Genomic DNA, 24294 nt, shown 5'->3' with positions numbered 1-24294 from the left:
CGTGCTGGACACCGCAGGGGTCGCGACGCTGTTCGCGGACGAGATGAAAACGCACCACGGCAAGCTCCGGGGCAAGGCCGCGGACTCGCAGGCCGTGCAGCACGCGCTGCGGCAGGCGGCGCACGAGATCACCGAACAGTACGAGGCGCAGCGCAAAGCCGCGCACGCCCTGTTGAACACCTGGCACAGCAAGGCGAATCCGGCCTTCGAGCACGACACCGGCAAGTTCGGCCGCGATCTCAAGGTCACCGCGCAGGCGAGCACGCACGGGGCCAAAGTGGTCAGCGAGGTCACCGACGCGCTCGCCGGGCGGCACCAGGCCACCGGCAAACTGATCGACGAGTTCGTCGCGAAGGCGCGCAAGATCATCGACGCCGGATACGTCCTGGCGCGCAACGGAAGCCCGGCCGCGCTGCTGATGGCGATCGGCGACGTAGCCGACCTCGCGGGCAAGTACCTCAAGGAATCCGGCGGGCACCTGAAGAACGCCCGCGCGGAGATGGAAGAGGCGGCGCGCAAGCTGCGTGCGCTGCAGAAGGACCTGAACCACGACGGCGTCGCCGACCCGGGCGGAACGCACCGCGCCAAGCCTGGCGACCACCGTAAGCACGAGCAGCACAAGAAGCACGAAGCGCACAAAAAGCACAAGCAGCAGCACGGCAAGACGCACGCGAGCCACAGCAAGAAGGTCGACAAGATCCTCGATCACGCGCGGCACAACCTCGGCTACCACGAGGGCCCGAACAACCGGAACAAATGGGGCCCGACCGGACAGCCGTGGTGCGCGTACTTCGCGACGTCGATGTGGCGTTCGGCCGGGGTGGACATCCCGAAGTACGGTTTCACCGGCGACGTCTACAAATGGGGCCAGCGCCACCACCTCGCCTACGACCGCGGCGCGCTCGCGCACAACGCCCGCCCCGGCGACACCATCCTTTTCGGCGACGGTCCGTCGTGGGGGCACAGCCAGCACATCGGGATCATCGAAAAGGTCGAGGGCAGCAAGATCACCACGATCGAGGGCAACGCGAACGACCAGGTCGAGCGCCTCACGTACACGCTGCCGCGCGACCTGCACAAGTTCTACGGCGGAGTGCACCCGAAGTGAGCATCACCGGCACCGCGCGGCACGCGGGGGTGACCGTCGAGGTCGCCCCCGGCGGAGCTGTGCGCACCCTGGAACTGACCGCGGACGCCCTCCGCGCCGGCGGCCCCCGGCTGGCGGCCGCGATCCTGCACGCGGTGCGGGAAGCGGCCGCGGAGGCGAATGAACGCGCCCGCCGCGCCGTGGAAGCCGAACTGGGCGATCTCGGCGGCGCCGAGCTGAGCAGCCTCGGCCTCGGCTCGGAGAAGGACCTGGCGGACCGCGCCGAAGACACCACACCGGACACCTGGAGGGTGTGATGGCGGAGGCGGAACAGGAGAACGCGGCCGACGGCCGGCACCCGGACGCGGATCCGGCCGAGCGGTTCGGGCGCGGAGACCCCGCGGGGGAGTCGCACGAGCATCCCGGCGATCCCGCCGGGGACGAACGAGGGATCGACGAACTCATCGAGATCGCCGAGGAAATCCCGGACCAGCTAGGTCTGTCCGAAGGCCTCGCCGCCCTCCGCGCGACGGCCGGCCGCGAGGGACTGAGCGTCACGGTGAACATGCACGGCATGCTCGTCCACCTGGACATCGGCGAAGCCGCCCTCGAACTGGGCCCGGACGCACTGGCCGCGGAGATCTCGCGACTCAGCACCGAGGCAGGCACGCAGGCGTTGCACCAGGGCCTGCGTGCCGTCCGCGCGGGGTGCGTCCCGGCGGTCGCGACGGCGGTCGAAGACGCGCTGGCGCTGGACGACGTTCCGGAGCCAGCTCCAACGCCCGACCAGGAAGCCCCGCACGAGCCTGAACCGGCTCCGGTCGCGCGGCGCCGGGCTCCAGTCGAGGAGCAGGACGACGGAGGGTTTGTGCTCAAGCCGGTCAAGGACTGAGCGGCGCGCGGGCCTCACCTGAGGGTCTTGACCCGGCTCCGGTCTCGCGGTGCTGGTCGATGATCGAGACGGCGAAGGGGCACCCAGGTTTCCTGCCCGGGGCCCGTCGCATCATGGCAGCGACCTCCGAAGGAGGCCAGCGCCTGCTGCTCTCCGCAACGCTCGACGGTGTCTGCGAAGCGCTGAAGCCGGCCAAGACCCGAACACCGGGCGCTCGGTGTATCTCCGAGTGCCCGCCCGTGGGCTTGCCCCGGTCCCGCTGCGGGGCGCCGCGGTCGACGAAGGGTTCGTGCCTCAACCCGGACAAGACCCGTACACTGCGGCACCCGCCTCTCCCCGGGTGTGTCTCCGAGTGCCCGCCCGTGGGCTTGCCCCGGTCCCGCAGCGGGGCGCCTTGGTCGACGAAGGGTTCGTGCCTCAACCCGGACAAGACCCGTACACCGCGCGGCACCCGCCTCCCCGGTGCGTCCCCCGAGCGCCCGCCCGCCGCCGATGCCATCCTGGGAGGCATGACCCACTACGCATTGACCCAGTCCGTGGCGATCGCGACCGACCTCGAGGCCAAGGGGTTCCTCGGCACGGTCGGCAAGATCGCCGCCGCCACCGTCATCTTCTTCATCGCCATCGGCCTGATCGTCGGGCTCATCCTCGGGTACTTCATCGGCCGTTCGGTCGGACGCCGCCAGGGCAGCGGCGGCTGATCGGGTTAACCCGCCTGTCCGGTACGGGACAGAACCTCGCGCGGGCCTTCACCGGCGCTCGCGCGAGTTTCTATTCTGGGCGGAAATTCACCCAGGCGAGAGGAGTCCATGCGGACCGTGCTCGTGTCCGCCTCGTTGACCGTCCCCGCGCGCGGCCGCCGCCGTCTGCGCGCTCTCGTGCGACACGCTCGACCCGTCGCGGGCCGCGGAAGAGAGTTTTCCCCTGCCCGGCAAGGACATCAACGGCCGGCTGCTGCGCCTGCACGTGTCCGGCCAGGACGGGATGGCCTGGGCCAGCATCGACAACGGCCGCACCGGCGACACGGTGTGGCTCGACCGGTCCTGGGACGGCGGCAGCACCTGGGACGGCCTGCTGGGCAAAGCGAGCGTCCCGGACACGTGGACCGGCACCCGCACGCTCATCTACAACCTCACCGACCCCGTCGGCCACCGCCGCGGCCTGCTCCGGGCCTGCGGAGACGCGCAAGCGGTCGCCTGCACAGCCTGGATCTACCCGACCGTCTGCGCCGCTGCCTGCGACGGTTCCGCACCCGGTGCCGGCGACACCCAGCCAGTATCGTCCGCGACGATCTTCGGCCGCGCCGTCCGGCTCCACTTCGACGACCGCGGAATGGCCTGGGCCAGCATCGATTCCGGCGGTCCCGGCGACGAAACCTGGCTGGACCTTTCGTGGGACGCAGGCACGACCTGGCCCGACGGCTCGTCGCTCGGTCGCACCAGCGTCCCCGCCGGTGCGACCGCGGCACAGACCGCGACGTTCGCCGCTCAAGATCCACGCGGACGGCTGAACGGAGGCACCGTTCGAGCATGCGGCCGGGAATCTGCACACCAAGAGGACGCCTGCACCGGGTGGGCGCGTCCCGCGCGATCCCGGGTCGCCGCCGACGTCGACGCTTTGGCGTGGTCCCAGGACACTTACCGCGGGGGGTGTGCTGGCAGAATCGTGTGAGAGCGGCTCGTGCGATGACAATCAGAAGCAATTCAAGGGCATCTTCCTGCGCTACTTCGGCGATCTCGCGACGGCTGCCGGCGAACAGAGATACCGAGACTTCGTGCGGCGCCAAGCGGATTCGGTGTGGCTGCGAGACCGGGACTCGCTGAACCGGATCGGCGGACGGCGGGCTGGCGGCACCCCGAACGCGGTGGATTGGCGGACACAGGCTCCGGGGCTGGAGGCGTTGATCGCCGCCGCCGCGCAGTAGCTCCGCGGTGGCCGGGATGGCGCGCGGTCATGGGAATGCTGCGTGGTTGCTGTGTGCTGTGCGGTCGCGGGGATGGCGTGTCGTCCGGGCGTTGCGGGGATGTGGGGTGTCGCCTGGTGCTGTGCGGTTGCGGGGATGTGGCGTGTCGTCTGGGCGTTGCGTGATCGCGGGGATGTGGGGTGTCGCCTGGTGCCGTGCGGTCACGGGAATGCTGCGTATCGCCTGGGCGTTGCGTGCTGGCGGGGACATCGCACTCTCGTGGGGATGTTGCGTGCGTTCTTTCCTCGAAGAATCCACTGTGGATGCCGGATGGCCGCGGAGGAAGCGCGATAGTGGAGACCATTCCGCTGCCCGCCGTGATTGCCAGCGTGAAGACGGCGGGTGATTCGTCAACCGGGCCGCGGCCGCTTGACCGGCTTTCTGTCTCGTCCGGGCACGGGGTCCGGGAGGACGCGGGCGGCGCACTGAGGTTTTCTCGGTAGCGCAGCGCGCGGCGGCTTCGCTTCCTCTGCATCGCGCGCCAGGCCCCGGCAAGGCCGGGGCTTGCCCGGCAAGACCGGGGCCTGCCCGGCAAGACCGGGGCCTGCCCGGCAAGACCGGGGCCCGCCCGGGAAGACCGGGGCACGCCCGGGAAACGACGCCGCACGGCGACCGGGCCACGGGGCGTTCCGGGCGGCGCAGGTGTTCTTCCGCAGCGGCCACGAGGCGTCCCTTCGCTCGTCGCAACCGCTCAACCTCGGCAAACACCTCTTGCCGACCTGCCATGCGTGATGTATACATCTTGTCCATGAGCAGTGTACGACAGGCTGGGCGGCCCGGGTCCGCGCAGGACGTCACCTATCGGTTCCTCAAGCAGCGCATCGCCGAGCTGCCCCGCGACGGCGGGACGTTCCTCACCGAATCGGAGGTCGCCGAGGCGGCGGGGACGTCTCGTACGCCGGTGCGGGAGGCTCTGCTGCGGCTCGAAGCCGAGGGGTTCCTCGAGATCGTGCCGAAGAAGGGCGCGTTCGTGCCGCCGATCTCCGACGCGGAGGTCCGGGCGGTGATGGAGGCGCGCGAGCTGGTCGAGGACTGGTGCGTCCGCAAGCTCGCCGAGCGCGTCGACGAGGCGTTCCTCGGCGAGTTGGACGACCTTCTCGCGAAGCAGCGCGAAGTGGTGGACGAGCCGGTGCGGTTCATCGAGTTCGACCGCGCTTTCCATCGCGCGATCGTGCGGCGCGCGGGGAATCCGGTGCTGGCCGAGTTCTACGAATCGTTGCGGGAGCGGCAGGTCCGGATGGGGTTGCGCGCGGTCGCGGGCAGCGAGACCCGGGCGGGAACGGTGCTGTCCGAGCACGCGGCGATTGTCGAAGCGTTGCGCGGCGGCGAGCCGGAGGCGGCTGGGGAGGCGCTGGCGAAGCACCTGTCCAGCACGATGACGGCGTTGCGGGTCGAGGAGCGGCTGTGAAGGTCGCGCTGGTGCAGCTGGCCAGCCCGCCGGACGAGCCGGCCGCGGATCGCCGGGTGCGGGCCGGGCGGTTGGTGGAGTCCGCGCGCGGGGCCGAGCTGGTGGTGCTGCCGGAGCTGTGGGCGGCCGGGTATTTCTCGTTCGAGGCGTATCCGGACGAAGCGGAATCGCTGGACGGGCCGACGGTCGCGGCGGGGCGCGAATGGGCGCGAAGCCTTGGTGCGTATGTGCATTTGGGCAGTTTGGTCGAGAAGGACGCGGCCGGGCGGTTGTTCAATACCGCGGTGTTGCTCGCGCCCGACGGCACGATCGCGCATACCTATCGCAAGGTGCACGTGTTCGGATATGCCTCGCGTGAGGCGGAATTGCTCACGCCGGGCGAAACGCTCAGCGTCGCGGAAACGGAACTCGGGCCGATCGGGGCCACGACCTGTTACGACCTGAGGTTTCCCGAATTGTGGCGCGGGCTGGTGGATCGCGGTGCGAAGACGGTCGTGGTTCCGGCCGCGTGGCCGGCGGCGCGGCGCGAGCACTGGCGGATGTTCACCTCGTGCCGTGCGGTGGAAGAGCAGGTGCTGGTGCTCGCGGTCAACGCGGCAGGCACCCAGCACGGCGGCGTCGAGCTGGCCGGTGCCAGCCGGATCGTCGATCCGTGGGGCACCGTGCTGGCCGAGGCGGGCGCCGGCGAGGAAGTGCTGCGCTGCGAAATAGACCAATCCATTGTGGACACGGTGCGGGCGGAGTTCCCGGTGCTGGCCGATCGGCGGTGGCCGGTGTCCACAGCAGACTTCACGGGAGCGGGAGTATGAGCACGATTGCCCTGCACGTCGCGGGAACCGGGGAGGAACTGGTGTTCGCCCCGGCGCGGCTGGTGGTGGCCGGGTACACCGGAAGCGACGAGGCCGCGGTCGAGGAGCACATCGCCGAATTGGCGGCGATCGGGGTGCCGCGGCCGGAAACGGTGCCCGCGTTCTATCACCTGGATACGGGATTGCTGACGACGGAGCCGGTGGTCGGGGTGAGCGCGCCGGGGACGTCCGGGGAGGTCGAACCGGTGCTGATCCGGCACCAGGGGCGGTATTTCCTGGGCGTCGGATCCGATCACACTGACCGTGACCTGGAGCGGGACGGGGTGGCACGGTCCAAAGCGGCCTGTCCGAAGCCGCTCGGGGAAGTGGTCGCCGCGCTCGGGACCGAAGTGTCCATTCCGGACTGGGACCACGTCGTCGCGGACTCCAGTGTGGACGGATGCCCGTACCAGAAGGGGGAACTGGCCGCGCTGCGGCATCCGGCGGATCTGCTGGACCGGCTCGGTCCGGTCGACGGCGATTTCGCGCTGTACTGCGGCACTTTGCCGTTGCTCGGCGGCGAATTCGCCTATGGCGCGTACTGGCGCATCCACCTGGAGCTGCCCGGCGGCCCGACCCTGACCCACGCGTACGAAACGAAACAGAGGAGCGAGTGATGCGCAGCGGAGCCGACTATCTGGCCGCACTGAAAGGCCCCCGGCGGATCTACCTCGACGGCGCGCCGGTCGAGGACGTCGCCCACCACCCGGCGTTCGCGCCGATCGCGAAGACCATCGCGGAACTGTTCGACCTCGCGGCCGACCCCGACTCCGGCATCTCGGTCACCGACCCGGAGACCGGGTCCACAGTGAACCGTCTGTTCACGCCGCCGCGCAGCCGGGAAGAGCTGAAGGCGTACCGCGAAGCGGCGACCACGTGGGCGCGGCACACGCACGGCTGGGTCGGCCGCAGCCCGGACCACGTCGGCGCGTTCGTCGCGGCGTTCTCCGCGCATCCGGAGGCGTTTTCGCAGGGGGAGCGGGACTTTTCGGCCAACATCGCCGCGTACCACAAGCGCGTGCTGGAGGAGAATCTGTACGTCTCCTACGCGATCATTCCGCCGCAGGTCTCGCGGGCGACCACCGCGCACGCCTGGGAAGGCGACCTGATCCAGGCGGGAGTCGCGGAAGAGCGCGAGGACGGCATCGTGATCCGTGGTGCGCAGATGCTCGCGACCGGTGGCGCGGTGGCAGACGAGATCTTTGTGTCCTGCATCAAGCCGCTCGGGCCGGAGGATGCCGACTTCGCGCTCGGCTTCGCGGTTCCCGTCGACGCGGAAGGACTTAAGCTCTACTGCCGCCGTCCGTACGCACCGGCCGCCACGAGCGAATACGACTACCCGCTCACCTCGCGCTACGACGAAACCGACGCGCTGGTGGTCTTCGACGACGTCTTCATTCCGTGGGACCGAGTCTTCGTCTACCGCGACATCGCGGGACTGCGGCGGCAGTTCTTCGACACCGGGGCGCATGTGTTCGGGAACTGGCAGGCCCAGATCCGGTTCATGGTGAAGACGCAGTTCATCGCCGGGCTCGCGCGCAAGGTCGCGGCGGTCAACGGGGTCGACAAGTTCCCCGGCGTGATCGAGAAGCTCGGCGAGCTGGCGAGTCTCGCATCCATTGTGGAATCGGCGGTGCTGGCGGCGGAATACACCGCGGAACCGGATGAGCACGGAATGTGGCGGCCCGGCTCCCGCGCGGTGTACGGCGCGATGGGACTGCAGGCCGAGTTGTACCCGCGGCTGCTGGCGATCCTGCGCGACCTGGTCGGCGGCGGCGTGCTGCAGGTGCCCTCCAGCGTCGCGGACCTGACGAACCCGCAGACCCGCGCCGATATCGACAAATACATCTACAGCCCGTCCGCGCCCGCCGAGGAGCGGGTGAAGCTGTTCAAGCTCGCCTGGGACGTCGTCGGCAGCGAATTCGCCGGACGCCACCACCAATACGAGATGTTCTACGCCGGAGCGCCGTTCGTGGTGAAGGGCTACGCCTTCCGCAATTACGGCTTCGACGGCGCGCTCGGCGACATCGACGCCTTCCTTTCCAGCTACGACCTCGACGGAGCGATCACCCGATGAGCAAACCGGAACACGAGTTCTTCCCGGTGGCCGACGTCGCCTTCACGGTCTGCCCCGGCGACGACCCGAAGATCACCGAACGGATTCTCGCCAAGGACCCGGAAACCGGGGTGGCGACGCGGATCCTGCGCTACGAGCCGGGTGCCGATTCGACGCCGATGGGCGTGCAGAAACACGATTTCTGGGAGGAGGTCTACATTCTCGAGGGCTCGTTCACCGACCTCACGCTCGGCCGGACGTTCACCGCGGGGATGTACGCCTGCCGTCCGCCGGGCATGCCGCACGGCCCGTGGCGGACCGGCGAGGGGGTCGTCACGTTCGAGGTCCGCTACCCCGCCTGAATCCGCTCGTGAGCGCTGATCACGGTGGGAACCGGGATCAGCACTCACGAGCCCCTGCGCAAGGAGAACGCCATGCTCACTTCCTCGGCCGAGGTCGGCCCGATGACGATGCGCCGCACGATGGGGCGTTTCGCCACCGGCGTCGCGGTGGTCACCACCCGGGCGGCGGGGGTGCCGCACGGGATGACCGTCAACTCGCTGACGTCGGTTTCGCTCGACCCGCCGCTGCTGCTGGTGTGCCTGACGACCGGCGCGCGCAGCACCGACGCGGTCGTCGAGGCGGGCCGGTTCGCGGTCAACATCCTGTCCGCGCGGCAGGAACAGCTCGCGCTCCGCTTCGCTCGCCGCGGCGAGGACCATTTCGCGGGGCTGGAGGTGACCGAGGGCCGCCACCGCGTTCCGGTGATCCCGGACGCCTTCGCGCACCTCGAATGCGACGTCGAACGGCATCTGGTCGCCGGCGACCACGTGGTCGTGTTCGGGCACGTGCGCAGCGTGTGCGAGCGCGACGGCGACCCGCTGGCATTCCACGGGGGACGGTTCGCGGACCTCGCCGACCGGGCCAACGAGCCGGTGCACTGGTTCTTCTGAGGCAGTTCCCAGGGGGGAGCACGCCTCGGTGGCTGCGCCAACAGCCACCGAGGCTTCCGGCATCAGCACTTCATCCGCGTCACGGACCCTCCGACCACAGGAGCCGAAATGGCCGATACCTCTCGCGAACGTAACAGAAAACGCCCGCACACGCGGCTGGGGGTGGTGGCGGCGTCGAGCCTCGCCGGCACCGCCGTCGAATGGTACGACTTCTTTCTGTACGGCACCGCGTCCACTTTGGTCTTCAACAAACTGTATTTCCCGTCGCACGATCCGTTGGTCGGCACGGTGCTCGCTTTCGCCACCTACGCCGTCGGATTCCTCGCCCGGCCGCTGGGCGCGGTCGTGCTCGGCCATCTCGGCGACCGCAAAGGACGACGGTCGACACTCATCGCCAGTTTGCTTTTGATGGGTGCTTCGACGTTCTTGATCGCTCTGCTGCCCACTTACGAGGCGGTCGGCGTGCTCGCGCCGTTGCTGCTCGTCGTCTGCCGTCTGGTGCAAGGGTTCGCGCTCGGCGGCGAATGGGGAGGGGCGGTGCTGCTGGTGTCCGAGCACGGCGGCAGTGCGCGTCGGGCGTTCTGGTCTTCGTGGCCGAATGTCGGGCCGCCGCTGGGCAATCTGCTCGCCGCTGGTGTGCTGGCGGTGCTCGGCGCGGTGATGCCGTCGGCGCAGTTCCTGTCTTGGGGCTGGCGGCTCGCGTTCGGGTTGTCCGCGGTGCTGGTTTTGATCGGGTTGTGGCTGCGGCTTTATGTCGCGGAAACTCCGTTGTTCAAGGACGCGCCGAAGCCCGAAGGACTGCCTGCCGGCGTGGTGGTTCGCAAGCACTGGCGGAGCGTGTTGCTCGCCGCGGCAACGCGTTTCGGCGAGAATGCCGGGTTTTACCTGTTCTCGTTGTTCGTGATCACTTATGTCACAACTGTGCTCAAAATGGACAGTTCGGTCGGGTTGACGGCGGTGCTGGTCGGGCAGGCTTGTGCGGTGGTGACGATTCCGCTGTTCGCCCTGCTGGCCGACCGGATCGGACGGCGGCCGATCTACGTGGTCGCTTCGGTGGCGACGATCGTGTGGGCCTTCGTGTTCTTCGCACTGGTCGACACGCGCAGTCCTGGATTGATCATGGTCGCGGTGGCCGGCGGATTGCTCATTTTCGCCGCGTACAGCTCGGTGATCGGGGCGTTTTTCGCGGAGCTGTTCCCGACCGAGGTGCGGTATTCCGGGGTTTCGCTGGCGTACAACCTGGCCTCGGTGCTGGCTGGTTCGCTCGCGCCGATCATCGCGATCGGGTTGTACGCGAAGTTCGGCACCGGGTATGCGATCGGGGTCTATCTGGCGGTGATGGGCTTGATTTCTTTGGTGGCCTCGCTGATCGCGAAGGAGACGAAGTCGGTCGATCTTGGTTCGGTGGCGGGAAAGGCTGAGGAGGAAGCCGAAGCGGAACTCAGGACAGCGCCTTCACGTCCAGCAGCTGATTGACGTGTGCGGTGAGCGCCGCCGCCTGCTCCAGGTCGATCTCCCGGAACGTCACGGTATCCCGGCCGGGCCGGAGCTGGCCGACTTTCCACAGCGAGGCCGAGGCGACGGTGGCGATCACCGCGAACCCGCCGGAGGTGTTGCTGTCCGGGCCCAGCACGGTGAGCACGTCGCCGTAGGCCAGGATGCCGCCGGGCGGGTAGCTGGAGTCCAGGAGGTTCGACGGGTGCCCGCCCGCCACGTCGCCGGACGGGCGGGCCCAGCGGAAACGGTGCGGGTTGAACCGGATGCCGACGCGGTCCGAGCTCAGATCGCAGCGCCAGGACGCGGCGAGGAAGCCGGCGAAATCCTCGGCGGTCAGGAAATCCGGGTCGGCGTGCGGGCCCCGGAGGATCTCGATTTCCCAGGCGGTCGGGTAGGTCGGGCGCAAGGACGCCGGGAGACGGCGCGGCCGGGAAGGAGCGGCGGGGAAGGTGTCCAGGATGTCCGCGCGTTCCAGGGCCCGGCCGTCGAGGCCGCCGATGCCGGCGAGCAGGAACGTCGAGCGGGAACCGAAAACCTCCGGTACCGCGATGCCGCCGGACAGCGCCAGGTAGAGGCGGTGGCCAGGGCCGCGCAGAACCTCGCACGCCAGGACGTCGCCGGTGTCCACGGGTACCGATTCCCATTGCGGGACACGGGATCCGTTGAGGGTGACCGTGGTTTCCGGGCCGGTGACGGCGATCCGGCCGGGGGCCAGGACGCCTGCCTGGAACCGGCCCAGCGGGATTTCCAGGGCGGCCGCGCCGGGACGGTTGCCGGCCAGGAGGTTCGCCAGGCGGAAGGCGAGCGAATCGACCGGGCCGGAAGGGAAGAAGCCCAGTGACTGCCTGCCGCGTCGGCCCGGATAGTCCTGCACGGTCGTCTGCAGGCCGGGTTCCAGTACTTCGAGCGCCGCGGTCTGAGTCACGGGATTCTCACCAGTTCCTGTGCGGCGACCCGGTCCGCGCGCCGTTTGGCCGCCTCCGCCGCGACCGCCGGGTCGGCTTGGACGGCGAGGTGGTCGGCGACCGCGTACCGGCCGGGTTCGATGTCGTAGTCGTAGCGGCCCTCGAAAACCTGCCTGCGCAATTCGATCAGCTCCGCCTCTTCGACGCGGTAGAAGGAGATCCGGTCGCCGGGATGGATCAGGATCGGGTCCGCGCGGTGCGCGCGCGGGCGGCGGACGAGGTCGCAGATCGGCAGCGTCCGGCCGAAAAGCTGGTACGAACCCGGCGATTCGATCGGGTGGATCACCAGGCACGGGCCGCCGAAGGCGACGGCGCCTTCGGGGGTCCAGGAGCGCGCCGGGTTGTATTTCGGGGCGACGAGTTCGGAGCGCGGGTCGAGGGGGAGCAGCGACGGCAGGCCCGGGTAGAAGCCGGTGAACGCGTTCCACCACTCGGATTCCAGGATCCGCGAGTACAGCGCCTCGCGGTTCGGCAGGCCGTTCGAGCGCACCAGGTAGTCGACGTTGGTGCCCTCGACGACGTTCGGCGCGTCCGGGCGCGTGGTGATCTGGTAGCGCTCCACGGCTTCCCGCGACGTCGAATCGTCGAACGCGATCGGGAGTTTCACCCGGCGGCTCGGCAACACGAGCGAGCCGGGCTCGGGGATTTCTCGGTGCAGCCGGTCCATCGCGGCGATCACGGCGTCGTGCTGGATCGTTTCCGGGTCGTAGTGCACGAGCAGCGAACGCAGTCCCGGCGCGAGTTCCAGCACGCCGCGCACCGGGTTTTCCTCCAGCCGCCGGGCCGAGGCGTGGGCGAAGAAGTTGAGCCCGAGGTCGACCGGCAGCGGTGGTCCGTACTCGACGAGCAGCGCGCGATCGCCCGCGGTCCGGTACGTGACGTCCGGGCGGGACGGGGCAGCTGCGGGCATCGAGAACTCTTTCCGTTGTGCCGCCGGACATCCGCGGGCGGGCAAGTCCGATTGGGACGGTTTCTACCCACCAGAACCGGGTTTTGTCCAGAACGTTGGTTCGTCCGGGTGGCGATCGCCCGGCGGCCGGGCGGAGCGCCGGTTACACTTCCGGCCGCCGGATCCGTCCCCGGGAGACACCATGCCGCTTACGGTCCAGATGCTGCTCGAACGCGGCGAACACGGTCTCGAACTCGCCGCCGAAGGCTCGCCCGGAGCGGTGGACCGGGCGGTCACTTGGGCGTTGATCAGCGAACTGCCCGACCCGTCGCCGTACCTGGAGGGCGGCGAACTCGTGCTTACCACTGGGTCTCGGCTCGCGCTGGGCGAAGCGGCCAGCCGGGAGTACGTCGACCGGCTCGTGGCCGGTGGTGCGGTGGCGCTCGGGTTCGGGGCCAGTTCGTTCTATCAGAATGTGCCGCGGCCGCTGGTCGAGGCTGCCGGCGAGGCTGGGTTGCCGCTGCTGGCGGTGCCTGCGACGACCCGGTTCGCCGCGTTGAGCCGGCTTGTCGCCGGGCATCTTTCCGATGAGCGGCAGCGGGAGCTGAATTACGCGGTTTCGGCGCAGCGGGATTTGACCCGGGCTTCGTTGTCGCCGTACTCGGCTCGGGCGATCGCGGAGCGGCTGGCGAAGGCGGTGCGGGGGTGGACGTTGCTGCTGGACGCCGCCGGCGGGTTCCGGGCGGGGATGCCTGCGGCGCGGATGCACGTGGCGCGGGTGCGGATCGAGTTGCCTCGGCTGCGGGACCGGGCCAACTCGGCGAGCCTGAGCATGACGATCGCGGGGGAGTCCGTGGTGGTGCTCCCGCTCGCCGTACGGGGGCGGGTGCAGGGGTTTCTCGTGGTGGGGCGGTCTACCCCGCTTACTGCCGCCGAGCAGGCGATTGTCACCACCGCGGTGTCGTTGTTGTGCGCTGAGCTGCACAGTGCGCGCGGGGTCCTCGACAGCGAGCGGCAGCATCGGCTGGCGGTGTTCAAGGCCGCGGTGGCCGGGGACGTCGGGCTGGCTACGGCGATTGGGGAGGCGCTGGACACGGACTTCCCGGAGGGGGATCTTCGGGTCGCGATACTGGGGGTTCCGTCTGGGCACGAGCGGGAATTGCTCGAACATGCCGAGGGGGATCACGGGTTGCGGAGTTTGCGTGCGCTGGTTGCCGAGTGGGAGCGGGGGCGGGTGGTGGTGTTGATGCCGCCCGCCGAAGGGGATACGCGGACGTTGGAAGCCTTGTTGCGGAGGATTCCGCTGGCCCGGGGGGCGGTCAGCGATCCGACTCCGCCTGGGGAGCTGGCTGCTGCCTGGGAGCAGGTCCGGTCGGTGTTCACCAGTTCTCGCGGGGGTGCTGGGGTGCTGACCTGTGCCGGGGATGTGGCTACCAGCGGGCTGATGCGGTTTCTCGACAACGACGAGGTGCGGGGGTGGGCTCGGGCGTTGCTGGAACCGGTCACGGACAAGACCGGGGCGGCGAAGATCGATTTGCGGCATACGTTGCGGACGTTTCTGGCGCACAACGGGCAGTCGGACGCGTCGGCCAACGCATTGGGGATTCACCGGCATACGTTGCGGTACCGGATGGGGAAGGTGGCGGAGGCGCTGGGGAGGGAGGTGGACGATCCGGCGGTCCGGGCGGAGTTGTGGATCGCGTTGCAGTTGGATGATCAGTTGTGAGGCGGCTCGTCGCCGGGGGCGACATCGCTTGTGGGCTGGCGTGGGGCACCCCGAAGCCCGAGTGTGCTGACGGTCTGGGGTTGCTTGTCAAGGCGGGAAAGATGCCTTGACAAGAAACCCCAGTCCGCAGGGNCGGAGGTGCTTGTCAAGGCGGGAAAGATGCCTTGACAAGCAACCCCAGACCGCAGGGAGGCTTCGTATCGGGGTGCGGGGGAAGGGCTGGGTGCCTCGATCGCCGGGTGCGGCGGCGGCGGTTTGTGGGTGGGGCTGTGAAGGCTCATTGAGGGGATCCGCGTCCGTGAAGGGGCCCCTCGCGGGCCGGTGGAGGGTCGTGAGGGAATCAGAGTCAATGAGGGTGGCCCTCATGTACTGGCGGGGCTTGACGGATTCAGAATCCGTTGGTGGTGATCATTGTGCGGGTGGCTGACCTGCGTTGATGCGGGCGGGTGCTCCGGTTTGGCATCCCTGGCCCGGTTGTTGTCCAACGTGCGCACTACCCGGGCACGGGTGGGTCGCGCAGTCTTTGGGGCACCGCTTCGAGCTGATGGGGCGGGAAGTTCAACGGTGAACCTGGAGGCAACCCCTATGGGCACGTCGCTGCATCCGCCGCAGCTGGTGACCGGGTCGCGGACTCTCTACCTGGTTTGGGTACCTGAGGATCCCGACGGCGTCGCGCAGCTCGTTCCGGCGGGACTCACGCCGGCCGCTGATCGGTCGTGCTACCTCAACCAGTACGTGGTCGAGGGGGACGCTCAGACGTCGGCCAGCGAAGGGGACGACGCGTTCGGTGCTTATTCGCTGACCTATCTCGGCGTGAATCTGTCCGGCTTGGACACCGAGGCGGGGGTTCCGGGACGATGGTGGACCGATTACCACAACAGTTCCGAGCCGATGATTCGTTACGCCCGGGAGCACGGCGTCCCGGCGGGGGCTGCGGGGGAGACGACGCTCGATCTCGACGGGGACCGGCTGGNGGCTGGTCGCCACGACGTCGGTCGAGCGGCGGCCGGTTATTCGCACTGTCGCGCGTCTCGCGATCGGCACGCCGCGGCGGGTTACCGGGCAGTTGCGGTACATCACGAGCCGCGGCGGTGAATTCGTCAGCGGGCGGTATGCCTATGTCGCTGACATTGCCGAGGAATTCGCGGTGGAAGCCTTCGAATTCCTTGACAAAGAGCATCCCGCCTACCGGTTGCGGCCTGCCCACCCCTTGCAGGTGACGTTCGGGTTCTACGCCCCGTCCATGTCCTTCGTCTACCCCGGCGGCGAGGGGCCGCTGGGTTCCGAGCACGGCAGCTAAAGAAACCACAAGGAGCGACCCGCATGGCTCTGCTGGACCGAGCACAGTGGTACGACATCGCCCGCGACACGCAATGGACTCCGCGCTACGTCACCGAAGCGGAGTTGTTCCCGCCGGAATTGTCCGGCGGCGAGGGGTTGCCCGACGAGGTGTGGGCGACCTATGACGAGCCGTACAAGGTGAGCTATCGCGAATACGTCGACATTCAGCGGCAGAAGGACGCCGGGGCGTATTCGGTGAAGGCCGCGCTGGAGCGTGCGGATTTGTACAACAAAGCCGACCCGGGCTGGATTTCCATTCTCAAGGAGCACTACGCGGCCGTCGCGCTCGTCGAGTACGGCGCGTCGTTCCAGGAATCCCGGTTCGTGCGCTGGTCGAAGGCTCCTGGCATGCGCAACATGGCGACCTTCGGGATGCTGGACGAGATCCGGCACGGGCAGATCCAGCTGTACTTCCCGCACGAGTACGTGAACAAGGACCGCCAGTTCGAGTGGTCGCACGCGGCGATGTTCACCGACAACTGGGTCACGCTCGGCGCACGGCACTTCTTCGACGACGTGATGATGACCCGCGACGCCGTCTCCACCTCGATTTTCGCGAACTTCTCCTTCGAGACCGGATTCACGAACCTGCAGTTCATCGGGCTTTCCGGCGACGCCGCGAAGGCAGGCGACTTCACGTTCTCCAAACTCATCCAGAGCATCCAGTCCGACGAGGCCCGGCACGCGCAGCTCGGCACGCCGCTGCTGCAGATGCTGATCGAGAACGGCCAGTCCGGCGAGGCGCAGAAAAAGATCGACATCGCGTTCTGGCGCTCGTACCGGCTGTTCACCATCCTCTCCGGGATTCCGATGGACTACTACGTCCCGCTGGACGTGCGCGAGGCGTCCTTCAAGGAATTCATGGAGGAATGGATCGTCACCCAGTTCATGCGCTCGCTGGAGGACCTCGGCCTGTCCAAGCCGTGGTACTGGGACATCTTCCTGCGCGACATCTCCGAGCACCACCACGGCCAGCACCTCGGCACCTACTCGTGGCGGCCGACGCTGTGGTGGGACCCGGCGGCGGGCGTCAGCCCGGAGGAGCGCGACTGGCTGGAGGAGAAGTACCCGGGCTGGAACGGCACCTTCGGCAAGGTGTGGGACGTCCTGATCGACAACTTCGCCCACGACCGTCCGGAAAAGACGGTGCCGGGCACGCTGCCGATCATCTGCAACGTCTCGCAGCTGCCGATCGTCGGCACGCCTTCCCGGACACTGCGCGACATTTCGCTGGTCCACGAAGGACGGCGCTACCACTTCGCGTCCGAAGTGGACAAGTGGATCTTCGAGGACGACCCGGAGCGCTACCGGCACCACAAGAACCTGGTCGACCGGTTCCTCGGCGGCGAGATCCAGCCCGCGGACCTCGGCGGCGTCCTGGAGTACATGGGCCTCGGCTCGGTCGGCCCCGGCGGCGACGACGCGCACGGCTTCTCCTGGGTCGACACCTACCGCAAGCAGCTCGTCAAGGCAGGCTGAAAGGAACGCTGATGGCCACCATTCCGCTCGCCGTGCACTTCGACGGCGACTTCGTGCTCAAGCTGCTCCCCGCGGACAGCGAGCACACGATGGACGAACTCGCCGCCGCGGCGGCCCAGAACTCGGTCGGCGTCCACGTGCCCGACCAGCCCGGCCGGACGCTGCGGGTGCGCCGCCAGGGCGACGCGCGGCCGTTCGAGCGCGCCAGCACCGTCGCGGCGGCCGGTCTCGGGCCGACCGAATGCGTCGAAGTCTATTTCGAGTGAGGAGGACCGGATGAGCACCGCTGAACCCATCGCCGACCCGGTCGGCCCGGTCCTCCAGGTCGGCGAGGTGGCGCGCGCCGTCGCCGACGCCGCGGTGACCGACAACCCCGGCTGCCGGGTCGACATCCGCGACCGCGGTTCGTACGTGCGGGTCGAGGTCGAGGGCGGTGAATGCGTTCTGCGCCGCGAGACCATCGCCGAGGAGCTCGGCCGCCCGTTCAAGATGTCCGAGCTGGAGCTGATCATGCCCTCGTTCGTGGGCCGGATCGAGACCGGCGGCGACGTCTTCCGCTTCTACCTGGGCACTTCCGCCCGCAAGGAGGCCAGCTCGTGAGCACCCCGCTCAAGCCGCTCAAGACCTGGGGGCACCTCGCCGCCCGCCGGCGCAAGCCGAGCGAGTACGAGATCGTCTCCACCAACCTGCTGTGGCACACCCGCGATCCCGAGCAGCCGTGGGACGTCGGGCACACCGGGTTCATGGCGGATTTCTACCGCCGCTACCGCAACCAGAGCCCGATCACGCACCCGGACTGGAACGCCTTCCGCGATCCGGACGAGCTGGTGTACCGCACGTACAACATCCTGCAGGACGGCCAAGAGTCCTATGTGGACGGCCTGCTCGACCAGCACGACGCCGAGGGCCACGACCGCGGTCTGTCGCCGGAGTGGGTCGCGGTGCTGGCCCAGCTGTACACGCCGAGCCGGTACCTGCTGCACACCGTGCAGATGGCCAGCGCGTACCTCGTGCACATGGCCCCGGCCAGCACGATCGCCAACTGCGCGGCGTTCCAGGCGGCCGATTCGCTGCGCTGGCTGTCCAATGTGGCCTATCGCACCGCACAGCTGCGCCAGGCGCATCCGGCCGCCGGGTTCGGCGAGCGCGAACGCGAGCTGTGGGAGGAACTTCCCGCCTGGCAGGGATTCCGCGAGCTGATGGAACGCCAGCTGACCACGTTCGACTGGGCGGAGGCGTTCGTCGCGCTGAACGTGGTGGCCAAGCCGGCGCTCGACGAGATCGTGCTGCGCCAGCTCGGCGTCAGCGCCCGGCGGCACGGCGACGTGCTGCACGCGCTGCTGGCCGAATCGGCGTTGCGGGACAGCGAGCGGTCGCGGCGCTGGACCGAGGCGCTGGTCAAGCAGATGTCCGAAGTGGACTCGAACGTGCCGCAGCTGCGCGAGTGGGTCGCGAAGTGGCAGCCGCTCGCGGTCGCCGCGATCGAGGCGTACGGCGCCGAAGTGGCGGAAAACGCCGAAGCGGGCCAGAACGCGATCGGCGCGCTCCGGGCGTTCCAGCGGCAGCTCGGCATCGGAGGCTGAACCGGCGATGACGACCGAACACCACGTCCTCCTGCGGGGGACCGGCGTTCGCTTTCCTTGCGCGGAGGGCGACACGCTGCTGCGTGCCGCCCTCCGCGCGGGGGTCGGCCTCAGCTACGAGTGCAACAGCGGAGCCTGCGGAAGCTGCCGGTACGAGCTGCTGGAAGGCGACGTCCGCACACGCTGGGCGGACGCGCCCGGGCTCAGCGCCCGCGACCGGCGCAAAGGCCGCAGGCTGGCCTGCCAGAGCGAACCCGCCAGCGACTGCGTGGTCGACCTGAGTTCGGTGCCGGAACCCGCGCCGCACCGGCCGATCCGGCAGCGCGCCCGGCTGCGCGAGGTGCACCGGCTCACCCACGACATGGCCGAATTCGTGTTCGTCGCGGAAAAGCACGCCGCGTTCAGCGCCGGGCAGTACGCGATGCTCGGGTTCCCCAGCGGCATCGAACGCGCGTACTCGATGAGCAATCTCGGGAACTGCCGGCGGGAATGGAAATTCGTCGTCAAGCGGTCCCCGGGCGGGAAAGCGACGTCGATCCTGTTCGACGGGCTCGACCTCGGCGAGACGATCGAACTGGACGGCCCGTACGGCCAGGCGTACTACCGTGCCGGCGACGACCGCGACATCGTTTGCGTCGCAGGCGGTTCCGGGCTCGGCGCGATGGCGAGTGTCGTGCTCGGCGCGGCCGCGCAGGCCGACGCCGCCGAGCGCACGGTCCATTTGTTCTGCGGCGGCCGTGCTCCGCGCGATTTGCACATTCCGGAAGCGATGGCGATGGCGGGGCGCCGATTGCGCGCACTCCACGTGCACACCGCGGTTTCCGAACCCGGCTCGGCGGATTCCGGATCGCACCAAGGGTTCGTGCACGAGGCTGTGGTCGCGAAACTGGGCGAAGCGCTGACGGACTTCACCTACTACGCCGCCGGGCCGCCCGCGATGACCGACGCGCTCGCCAGGGCGCTGGTGCTGGAGGGCGGGCTCGCCGCCGACCGGCTCCATTTCGACCGGTTCAGCTGAGAAAGGAGCTTCCGCATGGGTTTCGTGCGGGTGTGCAGCATCGACGACGTCTGGGAAGGCGACATGGAGTCGTTCGAGGTGGGGGACAAGGAAGTGCTGATCGCCCACCTCGACGGCGGCGAGGTCGTCGCGACCCAGGCGATCTGCCCGCACCAGCAGGTCGAACTGGTCGAGGGCGAACTGGACAAGAAGACCCTCATGTGCACAAGCCACCTGTGGACGTTCGACCTCACCACGTGCCAGGGCATCAACCCCGGCCATGCGCAGCTCGCCCGGTACCCGGTGCGGCTGGAGGGCGACGACGTCTTCGTCGACCCCGACGGGGACACCCCGAAGATCGCGCATTCCTGAGAAGAATTCCGGAAAAAGACAAGGAACAGCACTCATGGTTGCCATCAACTGCGACATGGGCGAGGCCTACAGCATCTACCGTTGCGGCGACGACGAGGGCATCATGCCCTACATCACGGTCGCGAACGTCGCCTGCGGTTTCCACGCCGCCGATCCGGTCGTCATGCGGCGGACAGTCGCGCTGGCGCACGAGCATTCGGTGAAGGTGGGCGCCCACCCGTCGTTCCCGGACCGCGACGGGTTCGGCAGGCGGGAGCTGAAGATGGAGCCCGGGGAACTCACCGCAGCGGTGGTGTACCAGGTCGGCGCGCTGACCGGATTCCTGGCCGAGCACGGCATGCCGCTCAACCACATCAAACCGCACGGCGCGCTGTACGGTCTGGCGTCGCAGGACGAGACGGTCGCGCGGGCCATCGCGGAGGCGGCCGACGTCTTCGACGTGCCGCTGATGGGCATGGCGAACACCATGCACGAAAAGGTGTGGGGGAAGCGCGGCCGAGGCTTCATCGCCGAGTACTACACCGACCTGGACTACCGCGCCGACGGTTCGCTCATCATCACCCGCGAGCACGTCGCCTACGACCCGGCGATCGCCGCCGAGCGGTCCGTGCGGGCGGTGACTGAGCGGCTCGCGACCTCTGTGGACGGTCAGGACATCCCGATGCGCGCGGACTGCGTCTGCGTGCACTCCGACACTCCTGGCGCGGTGGACCTGGCGAAAAGCGTGCATGATGCGCTGACGCCCTACCTGGCCTGAACTCCGTACCTGTCCCTACCGAGTGCGAGGTGACGCTGATGTCCCGTCTCGAAGTGGTTTCGCCCATTCCCGGGGTCTTTTACCGCAGGCCCGATCCGGAGAGCCCGGATTTCGTGAAGCCCGGCCAGCAGGTCGGCGCGGACGACACGGTCGGGCTGGTCGAGGTGATGAAGTCCTTCTATCCGGTGCCCGCCGGCGCGGCGGGGACCGTCGTGGAGTTCGCCGCCGGCGCGGAGGCGGTCGTCGATGCGGGCCAGCCGCTGGTAGTGCTGGAGGTGGACGCGTGAAACGGTTGCTGATCGCCAATCGCGGCGAGATCGCGGTCCGGATCATCCGCGCGGCGAACGACCTCGGGATCGAGACGGTCGCGGTCGTCAGCGAGGCCGATCGCAACGCCGCGCACGCGCTGCTCGCCGACCAGGTCGTCCCGATCGGCCCGGCTCCGGCGGCGAAGAGCTATCTGGTGGCGGACGCGATCCTCGCCGCGGCGAAGGAAACCGGCGCGGACGCGGTGCACCCGGGCTACGGATTCCTGTCCGAGCGCGCGTCGTTCGCCGCCGCGGCGGCGAACGCGGGGCTGACGTTCGTCGGTCCGGAGGCTTCGGTCATCGAGCAGATGGGGGACAAGGTCCGGGCGCGGCAGGTCGCGCAGGCGGCCGGGGTGCCGACGGTGCCCGGGACGCCCGGCGGAGTGTCCGAAGCGGTCGCCGCCGCGGGCGAGATCGGGTATCCGATCATGCTCAAGGCCGCGGCGGGCGGAGGCGGCCGGGGGATCCGGGTGGCCGGGAACGAGGCCGAACTGAAGGTCGCGTTTCCGCAGGCTTCCGGCGAGGCCGCGAGTGCCTTCGGCGACGGGCAGATGTACCTGGAGCGGTTCGTGCGGGCCGCGCGGCACGTCGAGGTGCAGGTGCTCGGCGACGGTTCCGAGACGGTGCACGTCTTCGAGCGCGAGTGTTCGCTGCAACGGCGGCGGCAGAAGGTGGTCGAGGAGGCTCCGTCGCCGGGAATCGACGAACGGATCCGGACCGCGATGACGGCGGCGGCCGTGCGGCTGTGCAAGGAGGTCGGCTACCGCAGCGCGGGCACCTGCGAGTTCCTCGTGGACGACGAGACCGGCGAGTTCTTCTTCATCGAGATGAACACCCGGATCCAGGTCGAGCATCCGGTCACCGAGCTGATCACCGGGATCGACCTGGTCGCCGAGCAGCTGCGGATCGCGGCCGGGGAACCGTTGCGGTTCCGGCAATCGGAGGTGACCAGGCGCGGGCACGCCGTCGAATTCCGGGTCTGCGCGGAAGACCCGGAGCGCGATTTCCTTCCCGGTCCCGGAAAAATCGGCGAAGTCCGGTTGCCGGGCGGTCCGTGGGTCCGTACCGACACCTGGCTCGCGCCGGGCAGCCAGGTCCCGCCGTTCTACGATTCGTTGGTGGCCAAGGTGATCGTGTGGGGTGACGACCGGCCGATCGCGTTGCGCCGGGCGAAGCGGGCACTGTCCGAACTGGTCGTCGAAGGCGTTCCCACCACCACGACGCTGCTCATCGAACTTCTCGGGCGGCAATGGTTCGCCGACGGCGCGTTCACCACCGGGACGCTCGAAGAGTGGCTTGCGCGGCGAGCGGAGGCGGGCGCATGAGCGGCGCGACTCCGGCGCGGTACAGCTGGGGCGGCGACGAGCACATTTTCGTCGAACTGGCCGAGGAAATGAGCCTGCAAGCCAACTTCCGCGCGATGGCGATCACCACCTCGCTGCGCGAGAACCGGCCGGACGGCGTCGTGGAGATCTGTCCGGCGAACGCGTCCTACCAGGTCCGGTACGACCCGGACGTCATCGAACCGCGCACCCTGATGGCGCGGCTGCGCGACATCGAGGACAAGGTCGGCGACGCCGCGGACTTCAGCCTTTCGACCCGGGTGGTCGAGATCCCGGTGCTGTACCAGGATCCGTGGACCACCGAAACGCTGATGCGGTTCCGCGACCGGCATCAGGACCCGGACGCCACCGACATCGAGTACGCCGCCCGGATCAACGGATACGCCGGGGCCGGGGAATTCATCGCGGCGCACAGCGGCTCCCCGTGGTTCGTCTCGATGGTGGGGTTCGTCGCGGGGCTGCCGTTCATGTACCAGATGGTGCCCCGGGAACGGCAGATCGTCGTGCCGAAATACCTGCGGCCGCGCACGGACACTCCCAAGCAGACAGTCGGCTACGGCGGCTGCTTCAGCTGTGTTTACTCGGTGCGCGGCGCGGGCGGGTACCAGATGTTCGGCATCACTCCGGCGCCGATTTACGATCCGGCGCAGGAACTCCCGGACTTCGGGGATTTCCTGGTGTTCTTCCGGCCCGGCGACATCGTGCGGTTCAAGCCGATCGACCGGGATGCCTACGACGACCACGTCAAGGAGGTCGAGGCCGGGACGTTCCGGATCCGTTCGCGCCCGGTCGAATTCGGGCTGCGCGAGTACCTCGACGACCCGGACGGCTTCACCGCGGGACTGATGGAGGTGCTCCGTGCCGATTGAGGTCCGCCAGCCCGGACTGGCCACGACGATCCAGGACGCCGGCCGCACCGGCTATTACGACGTCGGCATCCCGCCCTCCGGCGCGCTCGACCAGTACTCGTACTCGGTCGCCAACCGACTGGTGGGCAACGATCCCGGTGCGGCCGCGCTCGAATGTGTCTACCTGGGACCGGAACTGCGCTTCACCGAGGACACCGTCGTGGCGATCGCCGGTGCCGAGCTTCCGCCGAAACTCAACGGCGAGGACCGGCCGCTGTGGGAGGCGTTCGCGGTGCAAGCGGGCGATGTCCTCACCTTCGGGTTCTGCAAACGCGGGGCTCGCGCATACCTCGCGGTGAGCGGCGGCGTCGACGTCCCGTTGGTGCTGGGCAGCCGATCCACCTACGGGCTGGGTAAACTCGGCGGGATCAGCGGTGCGCCGCTCGTCGCCGGAGACTTCATTGCGGTGGGCGCGGGCGCTGGTGTGCCAGGGCGTTTTCTGCCGGAATCCTTGCGCCCGGCTTTGTCGAAGGAGATCGAAGTCCGCGTGGTGATGGGTCTTTACGACCACGTGCTCACCGACGCGGGCCGCGCGACGTTCCTGGACACCGACTGGACGCTCACCCCGGTCGCCGACCGCGTCGGTTTCCGTTACCAGGGCGCACAATTGGAGACCAAGCCGCGTACTCCGCCGTTCGGCGCCGGACAGGATCCGTCGAACATCGTGGACGCGCCTTATCCGATCGGCTCGATCCAGGTTCCCGGTGGTGTCGAACCGATCATCCTGCACCGTGACGCGGTGTCCGGCGGCGGTTACCTGATGGTCGGCACTGTCCTCAGCGGAGACCTGGACCTGGTGGCGCAGTCCGCGCCGAACACCAAAACCCGTTTCGTGGCGGTCGATCTGGACGAAGCGCTCGCCATCCGCCGCGATTACCGGGCCTGCACTCAGCAAGCCGCTGATTCCCTGAGCTGACAAGGA

The 24294-nt window shown here is 68.8% G+C and carries 28 protein-coding genes; 26 read left to right on the top strand and 2 right to left on the bottom strand.

The annotated features are described in order from the left end of the window. Position 1 precedes the first annotated feature (1 nt). The 13 genes from A4R44_RS11070 (at position 2) to A4R44_RS11010 (ending at position 10683) form a co-directional block, all read left to right on the top strand. Complete coding sequence (locus A4R44_RS11070) at positions 2-1108, top strand: CHAP domain-containing protein (protein WP_095213279.1); 1107 nt, start codon at positions 2-4, stop codon at positions 1106-1108. After that, on the top strand, positions 1105-1404 hold the full coding sequence (locus A4R44_RS11065) for a YbaB/EbfC family nucleoid-associated protein (protein WP_067578984.1): 300 nt from the start codon (positions 1105-1107) through the stop codon (positions 1402-1404). Before A4R44_RS11070 ends, A4R44_RS11065 begins: the two co-directional genes overlap by 4 nt. After that, complete coding sequence (locus tag A4R44_RS11060; protein WP_198545248.1) at positions 1404-1979, top strand: hypothetical protein; 576 nt, start codon at positions 1404-1406, stop codon at positions 1977-1979. The genes A4R44_RS11065 and A4R44_RS11060 overlap by 1 nt, the downstream gene beginning before the upstream one ends. Positions 1980-2488: 509 nt before the next feature. Then, positions 2489-2680 carry a hypothetical protein gene (locus tag A4R44_RS11055; protein ID WP_037814825.1) on the top strand — a complete coding sequence of 64 codons (192 nt, stop codon included), beginning with the start codon at positions 2489-2491 and terminating at the stop codon, positions 2678-2680. A 265-nt stretch (positions 2681-2945) separates the two neighbouring features. Then, positions 2946-3650, top strand: a complete 705-nt coding sequence (locus tag A4R44_RS11050) for a hypothetical protein (protein ID WP_067578980.1) — start codon at positions 2946-2948, stop codon at positions 3648-3650. 103 nt (positions 3651-3753) lie between these two features. Then, complete coding sequence (locus tag A4R44_RS47835; RefSeq protein ID WP_157904853.1) at positions 3754-3903, top strand: hypothetical protein; 150 nt, start codon at positions 3754-3756, stop codon at positions 3901-3903. A 787-nt stretch (positions 3904-4690) separates the two neighbouring features. Next, positions 4691-5350 carry a GntR family transcriptional regulator gene (locus A4R44_RS11040; protein ID WP_067578975.1) on the top strand — a complete coding sequence of 220 codons (660 nt, stop codon included), beginning with the start codon at positions 4691-4693 and terminating at the stop codon, positions 5348-5350. After that, positions 5347-6159, top strand: a complete 813-nt coding sequence (locus tag A4R44_RS11035; RefSeq protein WP_067578973.1) for a carbon-nitrogen family hydrolase — start codon at positions 5347-5349, stop codon at positions 6157-6159. The genes A4R44_RS11040 and A4R44_RS11035 overlap by 4 nt, the downstream gene beginning before the upstream one ends. Continuing rightward, on the top strand, positions 6156-6815 hold the full coding sequence (locus A4R44_RS11030) for a DUF2848 family protein (protein WP_067578971.1): 660 nt from the start codon (positions 6156-6158) through the stop codon (positions 6813-6815). Before A4R44_RS11035 ends, A4R44_RS11030 begins: the two co-directional genes overlap by 4 nt. Continuing rightward, a complete protein-coding gene (locus A4R44_RS11025; protein ID WP_067578969.1) occupies positions 6815-8275 on the top strand; it encodes a 4-hydroxyphenylacetate 3-hydroxylase family protein in 1461 nt (486 codons plus the stop codon). Before A4R44_RS11030 ends, A4R44_RS11025 begins: the two co-directional genes overlap by 1 nt. Continuing rightward, positions 8272-8616 carry a cupin domain-containing protein gene (locus A4R44_RS11020; protein ID WP_067578967.1) on the top strand — a complete coding sequence of 115 codons (345 nt, stop codon included), beginning with the start codon at positions 8272-8274 and terminating at the stop codon, positions 8614-8616. The genes A4R44_RS11025 and A4R44_RS11020 overlap by 4 nt, the downstream gene beginning before the upstream one ends. Before the next feature lie 72 nt (positions 8617-8688). Beyond that, positions 8689-9207, top strand: a complete 519-nt coding sequence (locus A4R44_RS11015; protein ID WP_067578964.1) for a flavin reductase family protein — start codon at positions 8689-8691, stop codon at positions 9205-9207. Positions 9208-9315: 108 nt separating this feature from the next. Continuing rightward, a complete protein-coding gene (locus A4R44_RS11010) occupies positions 9316-10683 on the top strand; it encodes an MFS transporter (RefSeq protein WP_067578962.1) in 1368 nt (455 codons plus the stop codon). Here the strand turns inward: A4R44_RS11010 and A4R44_RS11005 are convergent. Then, positions 10649-11629, bottom strand: coding sequence for a biotin-dependent carboxyltransferase family protein (locus A4R44_RS11005; protein WP_067578960.1), 981 nt, complete (start codon positions 11627-11629; stop codon positions 10649-10651). The genes A4R44_RS11010 and A4R44_RS11005 overlap by 35 nt on opposite strands. Continuing rightward, complete coding sequence (locus tag A4R44_RS11000; RefSeq protein ID WP_067578958.1) at positions 11626-12579, bottom strand: allophanate hydrolase subunit 1; 954 nt, start codon at positions 12577-12579, stop codon at positions 11626-11628. The genes A4R44_RS11005 and A4R44_RS11000 overlap by 4 nt, the downstream gene beginning before the upstream one ends. A 181-nt stretch (positions 12580-12760) precedes the next feature. Between A4R44_RS11000 and A4R44_RS10995 the strand changes: the two genes are divergently transcribed. The 13 genes from A4R44_RS10995 (at position 12761) to A4R44_RS10935 (ending at position 24288) form a co-directional block, all read left to right on the top strand. Beyond that, positions 12761-14284: a PucR family transcriptional regulator gene (locus A4R44_RS10995; RefSeq protein ID WP_067578957.1), complete on the top strand. Its 1524-nt coding sequence runs from the start codon at positions 12761-12763 to the stop codon at positions 14282-14284. 1147 nt (positions 14285-15431) lie between these two features. Next, positions 15432-15584 carry a hypothetical protein gene (locus A4R44_RS48930; RefSeq protein ID WP_198545246.1) on the top strand — a complete coding sequence of 51 codons (153 nt, stop codon included), beginning with the start codon at positions 15432-15434 and terminating at the stop codon, positions 15582-15584. 23 nt (positions 15585-15607) lie between these two features. Continuing rightward, on the top strand, positions 15608-17104 hold the full coding sequence (locus tag A4R44_RS10985; protein WP_067578956.1) for a YHS domain-containing protein: 1497 nt from the start codon (positions 15608-15610) through the stop codon (positions 17102-17104). Positions 17105-17115: 11 nt separating this feature from the next. Further along, the gene (locus A4R44_RS10980; RefSeq protein ID WP_067578954.1) at positions 17116-17370 is read left to right on the top strand and encodes a toluene-4-monooxygenase system B family protein; all 255 of its coding nucleotides are present in this window, start codon (positions 17116-17118) and stop codon (positions 17368-17370) included. A 10-nt stretch (positions 17371-17380) separates the two neighbouring features. Then, on the top strand, positions 17381-17704 hold the full coding sequence (locus tag A4R44_RS10975) for an MmoB/DmpM family protein (RefSeq protein ID WP_043840218.1): 324 nt from the start codon (positions 17381-17383) through the stop codon (positions 17702-17704). Then, entirely contained in the window at positions 17701-18687 is a 987-nt protein-coding gene (locus A4R44_RS10970) for a toluene monooxygenase (RefSeq protein WP_067578952.1), read from the top strand. Before A4R44_RS10975 ends, A4R44_RS10970 begins: the two co-directional genes overlap by 4 nt. 7 nt (positions 18688-18694) lie before the next feature. Then, positions 18695-19705: a 2Fe-2S iron-sulfur cluster binding domain-containing protein gene (locus A4R44_RS10965; protein ID WP_067578950.1), complete on the top strand. Its 1011-nt coding sequence runs from the start codon at positions 18695-18697 to the stop codon at positions 19703-19705. Between the two features lie 15 nt (positions 19706-19720). Further along, positions 19721-20056, top strand: coding sequence for a Rieske 2Fe-2S domain-containing protein (locus tag A4R44_RS10960; protein WP_067578948.1), 336 nt, complete (start codon positions 19721-19723; stop codon positions 20054-20056). Positions 20057-20090: 34 nt separating this feature from the next. After that, the gene (gene pxpA / locus A4R44_RS10955) at positions 20091-20813 is read left to right on the top strand and encodes a 5-oxoprolinase subunit PxpA (RefSeq protein WP_067578946.1); all 723 of its coding nucleotides are present in this window, start codon (positions 20091-20093) and stop codon (positions 20811-20813) included. Positions 20814-20851: 38 nt separating this feature from the next. Further along, positions 20852-21100 (top strand): acetyl-CoA carboxylase, encoded by a 249-nt coding sequence (locus tag A4R44_RS10950; protein WP_067580099.1) that lies wholly within the window; start codon positions 20852-20854, stop codon positions 21098-21100. Next, complete coding sequence (locus A4R44_RS10945; protein WP_067578944.1) at positions 21097-22446, top strand: acetyl/propionyl/methylcrotonyl-CoA carboxylase subunit alpha; 1350 nt, start codon at positions 21097-21099, stop codon at positions 22444-22446. The genes A4R44_RS10950 and A4R44_RS10945 overlap by 4 nt, the downstream gene beginning before the upstream one ends. Further along, a complete protein-coding gene (locus tag A4R44_RS10940; RefSeq protein ID WP_067578942.1) occupies positions 22443-23333 on the top strand; it encodes an allophanate hydrolase subunit 1 in 891 nt (296 codons plus the stop codon). The genes A4R44_RS10945 and A4R44_RS10940 overlap by 4 nt, the downstream gene beginning before the upstream one ends. Further along, a complete protein-coding gene (locus A4R44_RS10935) occupies positions 23323-24288 on the top strand; it encodes a biotin-dependent carboxyltransferase family protein (RefSeq protein ID WP_067578940.1) in 966 nt (321 codons plus the stop codon). The genes A4R44_RS10940 and A4R44_RS10935 overlap by 11 nt, the downstream gene beginning before the upstream one ends. Positions 24289-24294: the final 6 nt, after the last annotated feature.

Source organism: Amycolatopsis sp. M39 (assembly GCF_001651785.1).
GTDB lineage: Bacteria > Actinomycetota > Actinomycetes > Mycobacteriales > Pseudonocardiaceae > Amycolatopsis > Amycolatopsis rubida.
This window is presented reverse-complemented; position numbering and strand designations above follow the sequence as displayed.